We start from the raw sequence: 14664 nt of genomic DNA, 5'->3' as shown, positions 1-14664 counted from the left end.
AAACGACATGGTGACACGAAACGACGACACCTCGCCCGGGCGAGGTGTCGTCGTGAGTATTCGTCGTCGTGAGTATTCGAGATTATCCCCAGTTCTCTCTGCGAAGGTACGCGTCCAGTTGCGTGAAATCGACGTCGTGGCTCCCCCGAAGGTCGTCGATGTCGGCCTCGTAGCCGTGGTCGTTGAACCACTCGAACATCGTGGCAGACTCCTCGCCCATCTGCTCCCGGACGTCTTCGATAGAGAGGTGATTAGCTTCGACATCGCGGTCGAGAACCGCCGAAAACACCGCCGCCGCAATCTCCAACGTGTGTTCGTCGCTCGCGAGTTCGAACGCTTCTCCTCGATAGCGGTCTGGGTTTTCGAACGCCCGCGCGACGAACGCGCCGATAGAATCGACGTCCACCATCTGCAGCGAAACGCCTTCTTTGAGCGCCAGCGAGAGCGTTCCGTTTTCTATCGATTCGCGTTGGGCGTCAAAGTTCTGCATGAAGAACACCGGACGAACGACGGTCGCCGGAAGGTCGAGTTCTCGAATCCGCTCTTCGATTTCGTACTTGGAATCAAAATGCGGAATTCCCGTGCCGCGTTCCGCTCCGCCGACCGAACTGAACACGTACTGATCGACGCCGACGTCGGCGGCCACCTCCGCGAGGTTCGTTCCCTCTCTCACTTCGCCCTCGTACCCCGCCTCGTAGAAATTGGTGACGCCGAAAACTGCGTCCACATCGTCCACGATGGGCTCGAGTGAGTCTTTTGCTTCTAGGTTTCCCTCGTCTACCGTGACGCCGCGGTCGGCCAACTGCTCTGCGGCGTCGCTCCTCGGATGCCGCGTCAGTCCGTGCACGTCGAACTCGTCGTCGGAATCGAGCAGGGCATCCACGACGGCACCGCCCTGCGTTCCGGTCGCACCGACGACGAGGATGCTGGTCGAAGTTGATTGTGACATAGTGTGACGTGGACGGCACCCATTTCCGTAAGTGTATGCCACGGCGGTTTTGTATCTCAAACGGAGAAACGCGCAGCCGATTTCGTCCTACCGTGCGAACGACGTTTGCAGGTCGCGCCCGATGTCGGCAATCGCCTCCCGTGCGCGAGCGAGTTTCGGGTCGTCGAGATATCCGATAAACCCATGAATCATGTCGTCGTAGTGTCGGTGCGTAACCAGAACGTCGGCCGCCGAGAGGCGCTCGGCGTAGGCGATTCCATCCTCGCGGAGGACGTCGAACTCGCAGGTCAGCACCGTCGCGGGCGGAAGGTCCGCCACGGTACGCGCCTGCAGTGGTGACGCATACGGGTTCTGTCCGTCGAGGTGGCTTTCGAGGTACGTCTCCCACGCCCACTCCATATCCGTCTTATCGACGACGACGAAATCGGGATTCAGGTCGTACGATTCCGTGTCGAGCGAGTAGTCCGTCGCTGGCGTGACGAGAATCTGATGCGCGATAGACGGGCCGTCCCGGTCACGGGCGACCTGTGCCACCGCGGCGGCCAGATTTCCTCCCGCGCTTTCGCCGCCGACGGCGAGACGGTCGGGGTCGCCGTGAATCGCCTCGAAATTCGTCGCGACCCAGTTCGTTGCCGCGTAGCAGTCTTCGAGGGCGGCCGGAAACGGGTGTTCGGGTGCGAGGCGATACCCAACCGAGACGACCACGCACTCGCCTTCGTTTGCGAAGGCGCGACAGATGCTGTCGTCAACGTCGACGCTTCCCAGCGACCAGCCGCCGCCGTGAAAGTACGCGAAAATCGGGAACGGAGCCGATCCGTCCGGCGTGTAAATCCGAATCGGAACGCCGCCATCCGGGCCGTCAATCGTAACGTCCCGCACCATCGCGACGGGTTCGGGCTCGTCGGGTGGAACCCACAGTTCTTCGAGGAGTTTTCGCGCCCCATCGACCGAGAGCGAACTGAGCGGGGGAATTCCTCGGTTTTCGCGTCCGCGGAGTATCCTCTGCACATCCGGGTGCGGCTCTGACGTGGTCATGAGAACAGTACACGACGGCAGAGAGCATACCCGTATTTGTCATTTTAACGCCGTTTTTTCGAGAGAATCTAACGCGCGAAAGGTATCCTCGTGACAGTATCAATCCAGTGTGACAGCGTCAGTCCTGCGACTCTTCGGCGCCGTGCACGCGTGCGCGACGCACTTTTGCCGCCGTCAGTCGAAGCACCTCTCGCAGGGAAGCGTATCGCTTCGAGAACAAAACGAGGGCCAACAGCACGTAGAGTACCGAGTACGCGATGAGTAACCAGTACGAATACGTCGCAGATTGTGCGGACGGAAGCGTCTGTAAGAGGACGAACTCCGCGAGCACTTGGGAGCTAAACAGAACGAGAATCGTAACCGCCTCGCGGACGCTGATTCGGAAGTTGATGAGCACCGAGATGGCGAAGAGGCTCTGTGCCGCGGTCAACCAGATTTCCGCCGCCTGTTTGCTGTCGAACGGCAGAACGCCGTACTGACCGAGTGCGAGGCTGTAAACAACCACGAGCGTGCCGATGAGGAGCGTCCACTGATTGAGTTTCGAGGAGATGAGCGCGTTGAACGCCGCCGTCGAGCGCGCCTTGTTGACCAGATACGCCGTCACGATGAGTTCCGGACTCTCGCTGGCGAGGGGAGCAACCCACTGAAGCATGAAAAACGGCGGAATCCCGAACTGGAGGCCGAGATTTTCGAGGCCGTGTGCGAACGGTTCGACGGCAGTAAAGATGAGAAACCCGGAGTAACAAAATAGCGTGAGGACGATGAGGATTCGAATCAGACGGGAGCGGCGCTGGAAGTACGCCGGAACGCCGACGTGTTCTTCGGCGCTGACCTCTCCCTGAATGATGATGGCGATGTAAATCGCGTAGAGACTGACCAATACGATAGAATCGATGGCGTCGATGCCGCCGTTGAACGGGATGAGAAAGGCGTAGACGGTCGCACAGAACAGGAACAAAATCTCGGTCGCGATGTCCCGGTCGAGCGGAATCGCATCCCCGAGCGGGGAGTTTCGCTCGATGAGTCGCACGTCGTCGCGCTGGCGGGCCTTGTGAATCGAAAAGAGTGCGATGCCCGACCACCCCAATCCGATGAGGATGCGGTTCGCGCCGGTCATGTTCGCAACGGCGAGATTCGCGGCTTCCCGTCCCGCCTCGGTTCCGGCGTTCGCTCCGGCGGTCCACGCGAAGTAGGCGTCCACCGCGTACTCCGGGGCGACGGCGAGCACGGCGAGCACGGCGAGCGCAAAGGCCCGCGGAACGTCCTTTTCGGCGGTTTCCGCTCCCCACGCGAGGAGGAACGACGCGCCGAGGATGGCGAGTCCGCTCACGCCGACGACGGCCAGCGTTCCGAGCGCGTGTTGGACGTTCGTCGCCCAAACCACCACCCACGCGAGGGTTAGGAACACCGCTCCGACGACGGCGGCGAGTGGATGTCGTAGCAAAGAACTCATGCTCTTGGTGAACCACGGTGTGCAAGGTAACGATTCCGTCGGCTAGCCGGGCACCGATCAACGACGATCCCTCGAACCGACCGCCGGGTTTTCACGGACGACGATTTATGCTGGTCTCCGTCGTACATGGCATGTGCCATGTACGACCGAATCCTCATTCCCATCGATGGGAGCGACTGCGCGAAGCGGGCCGCAAAGTACGGTCTCGAACTCGGGAAATCCTACGGTTCGACGATAGCCGTGCTTTCCGTCCTCGAACAGAGCCGATTCCGGCGGATCGATGCGGAGACGCAGGACGAACGAAAAGAGCAAGGTGCCGATGACCTCGCCGAAATCGAAGCGATGGCCGACAAAGTCGGCGTTTCCGTGGATACCACCCTTTCGGAGGGAAAACCGCACGAAGTAATCGCGGAGTACGCGACCGAAATCGACGCGAACCTCGTCGTCATGGGTCGTCGCGGGAGGTCACGACTGGGAAGCCAAATTCTCGGAAGCGTGACCGACCGCGTGCTTCGAACCGTCACGATCCCCGTCTGTGCGGTTCCAAACGGCGACATCTCCGACGAAACGGGAACGACGTACAGTCGGATTCTCCTCCCGACGGACGGAAGCGAGAACGCCGAAAACGCGACTCCGTACGGCGTTAACATCGCACAGCAGTACGATGCGACGCTCCACGTCCTCAACGTCGTGGACGTGCAGATGGAGGGCGGACTGTTCAGCGCGGGCGGCGTCTCGAAGAAGTTCATCGAGCGATTGGAAGAGCGGGGAACTGAAACGGTCGAACGAGTCGCAGAGCGCGCCCGCGGAATAGATTCCGAAATCGACCTCGAAACCGCAATCGTTCGTGAAACGCCGACGGCGGGTATTCAAGACTATGTTAACGACGAGGACATCGACCTCGTAGTCATGGCATCCCGAGGCGAAGCGAATCTACGTGGACAACTGCTCGGAAGCGTCACGGATACGGTTCTAAGCGTCGTGGACGTGCCGGTACTCGTCGTGACGAAAACCGTACAGACGGCGTGAGAAACTCATATTCTGCTTGTCGGTGATATCCGAAGCTGAAACGACGAGGGAGCGCCGGGAGTCGGCGAATTTTGAGGTCGGCATGCAGCGATTCGTTCGGAATGGAACCGATGTCGCGACATCTTGTAGTTAACCCAAATCAAATGACGAGGGGGCGACGAGAAAACGCGGTATTTACGGAAAACAGGAGGTGTATAACGAATATAGTACGTCCGGAACGCGGGAACACCATGTCTCCGACGACCGAAAACTCGTCCGACAGCGAGCGGAGAACGGAACCGACGACGAGGGGGGTGCATTCGACTCCGGAGTCACCGGCGGAGGAACGACCGCTTCGAGTCGGGATCCTCCTCCCAGGGGAGACGGTTCCCGCGTGGATGGAACGCGCCATCGAGCGCACGGTCGCGGAGACGAACGTCGAGATTACGCATCTCGTCATCAACGACGACGCAGATCCCGACGACTTAAGCGATTATCTTGCGGGGTCGTTTCCCGGTGGCGTACTGGAGTACATTTCGTGTAGTATCGAGCGACTGCGCGCCCATCTGCTCTGGTCGCTGACCGGTGTCGCGCGACAGTTCGCTGAAACGCCCGACTATCATGAGCCCAGATCTATCGATTCCGTCGCAGGATTTTCCGGCGCGAAGCGGCTGTATTGTCAACCGGTTCCCGCGTCCGGGTTCGGAAACCTGCTTCCTGAGGAAGTGGCCGAGGAAGTCGGCACGAACACGGACGTCGTCGTCCGATTCGGTTTCGGCGTACTGAAAGGCGAGTTTCTGACCATGCCGACTCACGGCGTGTTGAGCTTCCACCGCGGCGATTTGGAATCCTACCGCGGACAACCGGGAGGATTGTGGGAGTTTTTGAACGACGAACCGACCGCGGGCGTCACGCTCCAGCGAATCAGCGAGACGCTGGACGGTGGAGAGATAATCGCCGAGCGAACGGTCGATATTGCCGATGCCCGGACGTGGCGTGAGGTGGAGCGTCGGCAAATCGCCGTCTGCGAGCAACTGCTCGCGGTCGGCGTCCGCCGACTTCGAGATTCGACGTTCGAACCGACCACGCCTGACTCGCTCGGTACCCTCTACACGATGCCGACGGGGGTGAATGTCGCTCGGTACGTCTGTAAAACTGCTCTCGGGAAGCTCTGCAGGGATAGGCAGACCAGAACGAGGGACGGCGGTCAGAATCATGGCGAACGTGACGTTACGTAAGGATTCGAAACGACAGTGTAAAAATGAAATATTCGCGTGGCAGTCGTCAAACCGTGACTGCACTCTGCTGTGAGAGCGACTGCGGGACGGATACCTGATAAACCGTGGTCGAACTGTACTGCGTCGTAATCGTCACTTCCGCCGTTTCGCTCTCTCCCAGGCCCAGCCCATCGTCGCTGAGCTGGTAGGCAGGAACGGTCAATCGAAGACAATTGCCCTGGGAGTTGAGAACTGGACGGGAGCGATCAGTGTCCTTGATCGGACCGTTTAACTCTTCCCTCTATACCATCATATTTTCTTCATTGACACACCAGATAAATAGCCACCAGACGCCCTGAAAACCCGATATGGGAGTATTTATTTAAAAATAGATAAATATTATATCATTCGAGAGCGGTTCAGTTCGCTATTTCTCGGCGGGTCGTGATTCCTCTGCAACTTCGAAAAGCGGGTTCGGAACCGTCCCTTGTTCGGAGGCGTGTGGACGACCATCTGCGTCCTCGTAACCGTAGTCCAACAGCCGATTTCGATTCAAACAGAGTTTCGTGAACTCGGGACGGAGCAGGTCAAACAGTTCGAACCGGTCTTCCAGTTCGGGGAACTGCGATTGGTAATCGAGAACCGCCTCCCGAACGCCCGTCCAGAATTTCTCCTCCGAGTAGTCCGAATGCGTCGCCAGCGAATCCGAAACGTACCGGAAGACGCAGACGAACAATCCCGAGAAGATGAACTGACAGAGACCTTCCGGCGGTTCGGAGCGAAGCACCGCCGAGAGGTCGTCCGGCAGTGTTTCGAGTTCCGGAAGCGGTTGGTCGCTGACGTTCACGTCGTCCACGAAATCCTTCACGGCGAGACGGTGCGGTTTCCCGTCCTTCAACACGAGGATGGTATTCTGACCGTGCGGAGAGAACACCGTCCCGTAGCGATAGAGGTAGTGGAGAAGCGGCGGCAGGACGGTGGCGAACAGTTCGTCGAGCCATTCTTCCATCGTCAGACCCGACTCTTCGACGAGCGATTCGAGGAACGGTGTGCCGTCTTCTTCGTGCATCAGCGCCGAGAGGGTGACGGCCCGTTCGTCGTCTTCGAGGAAGGTGTAGATGCTCTCCCGCCAGACGCAGCCGAGCAGTTCGTCGTACTGGTACGCTGAACCATCGAGCTGGGAGAAATCCGGATGGTCGTAGTTTAGCCCCGCGATTTCGCCGGGGAGAATCAGGTCGCACTCCTCGCGCAGGAACTCGTCGTCCTCGTAGATTCCTTTGATGTACTCCGTGACGATCGGCGCGGCCTCGGTTCGTTCGCCGGGGAGACCGCGGTAAACGAGCGTGTTGAGGATACGGAGCGGGAGTTTGACGTGGTGGCGCTCCTTCTCATCAACGTTGACGAAGGTGCGAACCGACTGCTGTGGCAGGTACTCGTCCGGGCCATCGCCGAGGGGAACGATATTCCCCGACGCGATTTCGTCCGCGAACAGTTGGACGACGCTGTTCTCCCACTGCCACTCGTGGATCGGGAGGTAGAAGTACTCCTCGGGGTCGTACCCTTCCGATTCGAGTTTTCGGTCGAAATCCTCGCGGACTTCACCGAGTTCGCCATCGATCAACGAATCGTGGTCGAGTCCGGAAACCGACTCGAACGTCGCCCGCTCGCGCGACGCCGCGACCCACGAGAGCGCCGTTTCCTGTTTTCGCTCCGGCGCGTAATCGAGGTAATCGTCGTAGCCGAAGCCGAGGCGACCTTTGTTGTACGTTATCCACGGATGGCCGGACATCTCGCCCTCCAGTTCGGCGTAATCGAGATTCGCGGGGTCGATTTCGCTCTCTTCGGCTTCGATGTGCGCATCCGCGAGCATCGTGTTTCGATACTCTCGAACCAGATGACCCGCCGTCATGTCCGAGACGCCGATGGTGTCCTGCGCGTCGAGCAGGAACCGAACTGGGTCGGTTGCAGGTTCCCAGTCGCCAGCGCCTCTGCGTTCGAGCGACTCCGGTTCGACGTGCATCCAATCGAATTTTCGCTCCTCGGCGTCGAACCGGTATTCGACGCCCTCGGTTAGGCCGAGATGGTAGCGTCCGTCGTCGGTTCGCTCCGGTGAAACGAGTTCCTCGTAGCAGAACTCCGCCAGCATCTTCGCCAGCAGTTTGCGACCGACCGACTCCCAAACGTCGGTCGAGAGTGCGTCCCGTAGCTCTTCGTGTTCGATTCGTCCGTTCGTATCTGTCGTGAGTTCCTGCATCGTTAGTCCTCCTGAAGTGGTGTCCGTTTGCCGTGCAATCGCTCGCTGTTGGGTGATTTCGAGACGAACCGCTCGACCGAGAAATCCTGAAAGACGGTGTCGGAATCGACGGGGTACACCTCGTCTCCGACCAGCGATTCGATAATCCGTGCGTTTCGATAACAGCCGAGTCCGAGGTCGGGGGTGCCGACGCCGTGGGCGTGCATCCCGGCGTTCTGGACGAAGATTCTGCCGGGGGCGTCGAATCCGATTTCGAAGTCGGATTCGACGCGAAGGCGACCCTTCGCGTCGCGGTCGATTCGCCCCTCGATTCCGGCGAGGAAGGACGGCGTTGGGCGATGGTAGCCCGTCCCTAAAATCACGACCTCGCTCCCGTGGGCGAACCGCTCGCCAACCTGCCACTGCTTGCAGATCAGACGATAACCATCGCCAACCTGCGAGATATCCTCCACTTCCGTCGTGGCCAGCATGCCAACGTTCGGGTCGTCGCCGCCGACCGACCGTTCGTACAGCAGATCGTAAATCTCCTCGCTGGTGTTCTCGTCGATGCCCTTGTACAGCAACCCCTGTTCCGGCAGGAGGTCGTCTTTCGTCTCCTGCGACAGACCGTGGAAGTACTGAGTATACTCGGGCGTGAAGTGCTGAAGCCCCAGCTTCGAGTACTCCATCGGGAAGAAGCCGTCCGAACGAGTAAACCAGTCGAGGCGGAAGTCGGCCTCCGGTTGCTGGCGAAGGAGGTCGAGAAATATCTCGGCGGCGCTCTGGCCCGACCCGACGACCGTAATCGAATTTGCGTCCAAACAGCGTTCCCGCCGGTTCAAATACGACGCCGAGTGGAACACGTCTTCCTCGGGATGTCCGCGCAAGGATTCCGGCACGAACGGAACGCTTCCGACGCCGAGGACGATGTCTTTTGCCCGATACTCGACGGGTTCGCTCGTCTCACCCGTCTTCCCGTTTTCGGGGTTCCGAGCAGTGGCGCGGAACTCCCTCGCCGACTCGTCGTAGCGCACGTTCGTCACGCGGCGACTGAAGCGCGTGTTTCCGAGGTTTTCGGCGACCCAACGACAGTAGTCGTCGTACTCCCGGCGCGGCACCTGGAACGTCTCGTAGAAGTAGAACTCGTAGAGACGGTTGTGCCGACGAAGGTAGTTCAGATAGCTGTAGTCGCTGGTCGGGTCGGCGAGCGTGACGAGGTCGGCCATAAAGGGTACTTCGAGGGTTGCATCCTCGATGAGCATCCCGCCGTGCCATTCGAACTCGGGTTTCTGTTCGAGGAACAGCGCATCGCAGTCTGTATCCGATAGCAGGGCCGCGAGGCCGAGATTGAACGGGCCGAGTCCGATGCCGAGGACATCGTACGCGCCTTCGTCGCTCGCTTCCATCTCGTCCGCCGCCGTCATCAACCGAGCACCTCCCGTTCGAATCGCTCGCGCTCACAAATCATCAGCAGGGCGTCTTTCTCGTCCATCGCAATCTCGCGCTGGGGTTCGAAGCCGCAGTTCTCGAAGACGTGGATGACTTTCTCGTTGCGAACGTCCGGTTCGGTTACGATTCGGTCGGTTTCGTCGTGACGGAACTGGAAGTCGGTCATCGACCGCAGCAGTGGCTCCGCGTACCCGTGCCCCAGAAACTCCGGCACGCCGATGAGCAGGTGAATTCCTTGGTCTGTCGGTTTCGCGTCGTAGTGGTTCGCGAGGTCGTCGTCAGCGGCCCAGTAGGACTCCCAGTAGCTCATCGGGACGTGGTCGAGGTGACCGACGTAGAGCGTCTGGTGGGGGTCTTCCAGCTTTTCCGCGAGTGTCACGCGGAATTCGGGAAGCGGGTCGTTCCACTGCCAGTACGGCAGGACGTGGGGTTCGTTCAGCCAGCGATGGAGGCGACCGAGGTCGCGCTCCATCGCGGCCTGCCGGAACGAAATCGTCTTCTCGATAGTCGAATCGTGCGTCTGGAAGTCGTACTGGGACGCGACGATTGCGGCGGGGCCGGTCATCGGTTTACCTCCGTAGTGATGGGGTTCGGAACTTCGGTGTAAACGGACTGATTTTCGAGCGTTCCGGTCAGTTCGTCCATGCCACGAAACCGCGTCAACAGGTTCGCTTTGCAGGCTAACTGTCGCTGTGTGAGCAGGCTCGTCAGCAAAGATGATGCTTCGTGGTCGTGCTCGGTCAGCGATTCGAGTTCCGTACGCAGAACCGATAGCAGGCGGGACTCGTCCACGAGTCCCGCCGCGCCGAAGGCGTTCACGACGCCGAGCACGTTGTTCAGGACGACGTAGTATCGGATTCGCTCGTCCGCCAACGCGTCGGAAACCAGCGTGTCCGCGCGCTCCGCGACCCCCGGAAGCAGGGAATCGACTTCGTCGTGACCCGATTCCGTGAAGTAGTAGCCCTGATTGTCCCGGTAGTGGAATCGTCCAGGATAGCCGTCACGGAGCGTCAGGACGCTGTTTTGCTGGTGGGCCTCCAAGCCGACGCCGTAGTTCAGGTAGAGCCACAGCACCGGTCTGAGCGAGATGGCGAGATACTGTCGGAACCAATCCTCGCTCACCTCGCCAGTGGGGCGGCCTTCCCGCTCCGCGATTTTCGAAACGACGTTTGCGAGACGCGAATCGCCGCCGAACATGTGGTCTTGACAGAGGCCGACGACCGGCGTGGCACCCTTCGCGTCCTCGCCGCGGAACGGATTTTCACGCAGGACGACCTCGAATCCGGATTCTGATCCCGGCCCCGCATCGACCGTCAGATAGGCCGGGTCGCGCACCACGCCGAAGTCCGGGAAACGCGACCGGAGTTCCGACCCGAGTTCCGTGTTCAGCAGTTCGGTGATGGCCACGCCGCGCTCCAGTTCCGGTCGCTTGTTCGTGCGCTCCGAGTTTGTGATGTTCACCGCGAGCGACCCCTTCACCATGAACGACGATTCCGGACTGTAGAGCGTTCGAACAGACGACGTGGGGAAGTACGGTTTCCCGCGGCTTCCGAGGTGCTGAAGACGGCCGTCCGCCAGCAGGGATTCGACGTGCGGTTGGTCGAGCAAGTGTTTCGCCTGCCACGGATGCACCGGAATCAGCACGTCGTCGCTTTCGACGTGCTTCTCGCGGAACGATTCCGCGATCGCGGAATCGTTCCGCAGTTCGGCTTTCACCCACTCGTCGGCGCGCTCGTCGCTAGCGGAGTCCTGCGCCACGATGTCGGGGTCGCCCCGGAAGTAATGGAGCGAAAACGACCCTCGCAGTTCCGGCGCGTAGGTTTCCGCATTTCGCTCCGCGATTCCTTCTCGGCTTTTCGGCGTCGGGTGGAGCAGGTGGCCGAAAATCAACGACTGCTCCGCGTGCAGGAATTCGAAGTCGGTGCCGTACAGTCGGTCGCGGTCGTTTTCGCGCGCCGAGACGAATCGCTCGATTCTGTTCTTGCTCGACAACACGCGGGAGAGCAGCTCGTCTCCGACGTGGTCGCCGCCTCGCGCGAGGAACAGTTCCTTGATTACGAGACCGGCGAGCGTGGCGTAATCGAGGTCGAGCCATCCCTCGCTCGCTTGGAATCGAACCGGAAGGTCGAACAGATGTCGTCCGGTGGGGGAGCGGTACGACAGCGGTGCCCGAATGGCGATTCCGAGAATCGGCAGTTCGAACAGAATCGCCTCGCCAGCCTCGGCGGCTTCGTCCGAAACCACGTCGTACGCGCCGGTTTCTCGGAGATAACAGTTCAGGAAGGCGTGAATCGTCGCCGATTCGGCGGCGGCGTCCGACTGCGCCTTCGTCTCCGGTGCCGTCATCGCGACACCTCCGGGAAAACCGTACTGAGAGAACCGCCGCGTCGTTGGATTGCGTCGAGGATGTCGGCGACATCTGCGAGCGTCGTACGCGGGTTGAGCAGGGTGAACTTCAGCGCGGTGACGCCGTCCACCTCGGTTCGGGCGACCACGGCGTCGCCCTCCCGCAGGAGCGATTCGCGTATCGCCTCGTTCAACCAGCTCAGTCGCTCGTCGCTCATTCTGTGGGGACGATACCGGAACACGACCGCGTTTATCGTCGGTTCGGCGACCAATTCGAACGACGAATTGGCGGCGAGCAGTTCCGCAACGTCGTCCGCGAGAGCAATCGTGGCATCGACCAGCGCGCCGAATCCGTCCCGACCCAGCGCGCGGAAGGAGACGAACGGTTTCAGCGCGTTGAACCGCCGCGTCGTCTGCACTGATTTGGCGACGAGGTTCGGCGCGGAGGCACCCTTCGGATTGAGGTACGAGGCGTTTCGCGCGATGTGCTCGTACTGCGAGCCGTCGCGCAGGAGGAACGCGCCGCAGCTAATCGGCTGGTAGAACAGCTTGTGGAAATCGACCGCCAGGGAGTCTGCTCGCTCGATGCCCGACAGCAGTTCCCGGTGGCGGTCTGACAGCGCCAGCGCGCCGCCGTAGGCCGCATCGACGTGGAACCACAGGTTGTGCTCCTCGGCCCGCTCCGCGAGTTCGTCGAGAGGGTCGATGCTTCCGAAATCGGTCGTCCCCGCGGTACCGACGAGCGCGAACGGGAGCAGTTCGCGCTCGTCCAACTCGGCCAGGGTTCGGTCGAGCGCGTCGAGACACATCTCCCGGTCGTCGTTCGATTCGACGGTGACGACCGCGTTCTCGCCCAATCCGAGGTGGGCGGCGGCCTGTTCGGCAGTGAAGTGGGCTTCCTCCGAGCAGAGGATTCGCATGGCTTTCGCGCGGTGTGGCAATCCAGACTGCGTTACGTCGGTGCCGAATCGCTCCGTGGCGAAGCGTTCGCGGGCCAACAGCAGACCCATGAAGTTCGACTGCGTGCCGCCGGAGGTGAACACGCCGTCACCGGAATCGTCGTAACCGAACAGGTCGCAGAGTTCCTCGACCATCCGGATTTCGAGCAGCGTCGCCGCCGGACTCTGGTCCCACGAATCCATCGACTGATTCGTCGCGGACAGCATCGCCTCCGCGGCGAGTCCCGAAACCATCGGCGGGCAGTGTAGGTGCGCGAGACACCGTGGATTCGAAACGCCGACCGAATTTCGGAGAACCGGTTCGGCGGATTCAAGCGCCGACGCCAATCCTTCGCCCGTTTCCGGAATCATCTCCATCTCGGAGAACTCCTCGCGGAGCGCTTCCGGACTGGCGCCCGAATAGGGGTCTGCGTTCTCCACGAACGCATCGAGAACCGCGTCCGTCGTTCGCTCCATCGCGGTTCGATACGCATTTTCGCCGCCTTCACCGCCTAAAAACAGCGATTCCGTGGTTTCGTCGGAGCCTGCGTCGTCCGCGGATTCGGTCGATTCTGAAGGCGATTTCGAACAGTGTTCCGGCGGTTCGTTCATGCGGCAGTCGCCTCCCGTCGAACCGCGGTGCCGACCGCGTCGTAGAAACGGTCGGCGATGGCGTCCACGTCGTCCTTCGTGACGATGAGCGGTGGCAGGAATCGGACGGTACTGCTGTCGCGCCCGCCCAGTTCCACGATGAGTCCGCGCTCGAAACATTCGGCGCGGATTTCCGAGGCGAGGTCGGCGTGGGTCGGATGGTTCCCGAGGTCGTCCGGCTCGGCCGAGGTATCGACGATTTCCGCGCCGAGCATCAGGCCCCGTCCGCGAACGTCGCCGACGCAGTCGAACGTCGCTTGGGTTTCTTCGAGATGATTCCTGAGCCTGTCGCCCATCGTTTCGGCGTGGGACGCGAGGTCGTTTTCGAGGACGTACTCGATGGTCGCCCGTCCCGCCGCCATCGCCAGTTGGTCGCCGCGGAACGTTCCGGCGTGGGCACCGGGTTCCCACACGTCCAACTCTTCCTTGTAGACGACCACCGAAAGCGGCAATCCGCCGCCGACCGCCTTCGAGAGCGTCACCACGTCGGGGACGATGTCGGCGTGTTCGAAGGCGTACAGTTCGCCCGTGCGGCCGAGTCCGGTCTGGATTTCATCCACGACGAGCGGAATGTCGCGTTCGCGGGTCATCCGCCGAATTTCTCGCGTCCAGTCGTCGGGTGCGGGAATCGCGCCGCCTTCGCCTTGCACGAGTTCGAGCACCATTCCCGCCGGGTCGACGATACCGCTTTCCGGGTCGGAGAGGACGTGTTCGACGTACCGGCTCGCCGTTCGATGGCCGGATTCGCCACCGATGCCGAACGGACAGCGGTAGTCCGAGGGGAACGGAAGGTGATGCACGTCGGGCATCGTGCCCGGAACAGATTCCTTCGGGTCGGTGTTACCCATCAGGGAGAGCGCACCGTGCGTCATCCCGTGATAGCCGCCCTGAAATGCGAGAAGGGAGCGATTCCTGGTGGCAGTTTTGACGAGCTTCAGCGCCGCTTCGATGGCGTCGGTTCCGGCGGGGCTACAGAACTGCACCCGCGCCGACTCGGAAAGCTCGTCCGGAAGGCTATCGAACAGCGCGTCCACGAAACGCTCTTTCGTCGGCGTCGTGATGTCGAGCGTGTGAAGCGGCGCTTCCGCGTCAAGCAATTGTTCGATTGCCTGCACGACGACGGGATGGTTGTGCCCGAGAGTGAGAGTTCCCGCGCCCGCCAGACAGTCGTAGTAGACGTTGCCGTCCGCATCCTCGATTTCGACGCCGTTCGCTCGCCGGATAGCAATCGGAAGGTGGCGGGGATACGTCCGCGCGTTCGACTCACGGCGCGCTTGCTGGGATAGCAAGCGCGCGTTCTCGCTACGGGTCATTGCGCCCCCTGATCGAAATAATCGGGATAGCTGTTGCTGTTCGTACGTTCCGCGGCTTATATCGACGCATTA

The 14664-nt window shown here is 60.9% G+C and carries 12 protein-coding genes; 2 read left to right on the top strand and 10 right to left on the bottom strand.

Translation table 11 applies throughout. From position 1 onward, the window contains the following. Positions 1–82: 82 nt before the first annotated feature. The 3 genes from LIX15_RS16155 to LIX15_RS16145 all read right to left on the bottom strand — a co-directional run bounded on the left by LIX15_RS16155 (position 83) and on the right by LIX15_RS16145 (position 3437). Positions 83–949: an NmrA/HSCARG family protein gene (locus LIX15_RS16155; protein WP_227774182.1), complete on the bottom strand. Its 867-nt coding sequence runs from the start codon at positions 947–949 to the stop codon at positions 83–85. A gap of 87 nt (positions 950–1036) precedes the next feature. Next, a complete protein-coding gene (lipP1, locus tag LIX15_RS16150; RefSeq protein ID WP_227774181.1) occupies positions 1037–1984 on the bottom strand; it encodes a LipP1 family hormone-sensitive lipase in 948 nt (315 codons plus the stop codon). A gap of 118 nt (positions 1985–2102) precedes the next feature. Then, a complete protein-coding gene (locus LIX15_RS16145; protein WP_227774180.1) occupies positions 2103–3437 on the bottom strand; it encodes a sodium/calcium exchanger protein in 1335 nt (444 codons plus the stop codon). Between the two features lie 138 nt (positions 3438–3575). On the opposite strand from LIX15_RS16145, the gene LIX15_RS16140 reads away from it, so the two are divergent. Together LIX15_RS16140 and LIX15_RS16135 are read left to right on the top strand one after the other, a co-directional pair. Further along, on the top strand, positions 3576–4466 hold the full coding sequence (locus LIX15_RS16140; protein ID WP_227774179.1) for a universal stress protein: 891 nt from the start codon (positions 3576–3578) through the stop codon (positions 4464–4466). A gap of 230 nt (positions 4467–4696) precedes the next feature. Continuing rightward, positions 4697–5683: a formyltransferase family protein gene (locus LIX15_RS16135; RefSeq protein WP_227774178.1), complete on the top strand. Its 987-nt coding sequence runs from the start codon at positions 4697–4699 to the stop codon at positions 5681–5683. A gap of 46 nt (positions 5684–5729) precedes the next feature. On the opposite strand, the gene LIX15_RS16130 is transcribed toward LIX15_RS16135, so the two are convergent. From LIX15_RS16130 to LIX15_RS16100, 7 genes are all read right to left on the bottom strand, one after another. After that, positions 5730–5885 carry a hypothetical protein gene (locus LIX15_RS16130; RefSeq protein ID WP_227774177.1) on the bottom strand — a complete coding sequence of 52 codons (156 nt, stop codon included), beginning with the start codon at positions 5883–5885 and terminating at the stop codon, positions 5730–5732. Positions 5886–6089: 204 nt separating this feature from the next. After that, positions 6090–7916, bottom strand: a complete 1827-nt coding sequence (locus LIX15_RS16125) for an IucA/IucC family protein (protein ID WP_227774176.1) — start codon at positions 7914–7916, stop codon at positions 6090–6092. 2 nt (positions 7917–7918) lie between these two features. Continuing rightward, complete coding sequence (locus LIX15_RS16120) at positions 7919–9319, bottom strand: lysine N(6)-hydroxylase/L-ornithine N(5)-oxygenase family protein (protein ID WP_227774175.1); 1401 nt, start codon at positions 9317–9319, stop codon at positions 7919–7921. Next, entirely contained in the window at positions 9319–9909 is a 591-nt protein-coding gene (locus LIX15_RS16115; protein ID WP_227774174.1) for a GNAT family N-acetyltransferase, read from the bottom strand. Before LIX15_RS16115 ends, LIX15_RS16120 begins: the two co-directional genes overlap by 1 nt. After that, positions 9906–11690, bottom strand: a complete 1785-nt coding sequence (locus LIX15_RS16110; RefSeq protein ID WP_227774173.1) for an IucA/IucC family protein — start codon at positions 11688–11690, stop codon at positions 9906–9908. The genes LIX15_RS16115 and LIX15_RS16110 overlap by 4 nt, the downstream gene beginning before the upstream one ends. Continuing rightward, positions 11687–13105: a pyridoxal phosphate-dependent decarboxylase family protein gene (locus LIX15_RS16105; RefSeq protein WP_227776910.1), complete on the bottom strand. Its 1419-nt coding sequence runs from the start codon at positions 13103–13105 to the stop codon at positions 11687–11689. Before LIX15_RS16105 ends, LIX15_RS16110 begins: the two co-directional genes overlap by 4 nt. 131 nt (positions 13106–13236) lie before the next feature. Then, a complete protein-coding gene (locus LIX15_RS16100; RefSeq protein ID WP_227774172.1) occupies positions 13237–14592 on the bottom strand; it encodes a diaminobutyrate--2-oxoglutarate transaminase in 1356 nt (451 codons plus the stop codon). Between the last annotated feature and the right edge of the window lie 72 nt (positions 14593–14664).

Source organism: Haladaptatus pallidirubidus, assembly GCF_020700235.1.
In the GTDB taxonomy this organism is placed as follows: domain Archaea; phylum Halobacteriota; class Halobacteria; order Halobacteriales; family Haladaptataceae; genus Haladaptatus; species Haladaptatus pallidirubidus.
The sequence above is the reverse complement of the archived record's forward strand: the minus strand, read 5'-3'. Positions and strand labels throughout refer to the sequence as shown.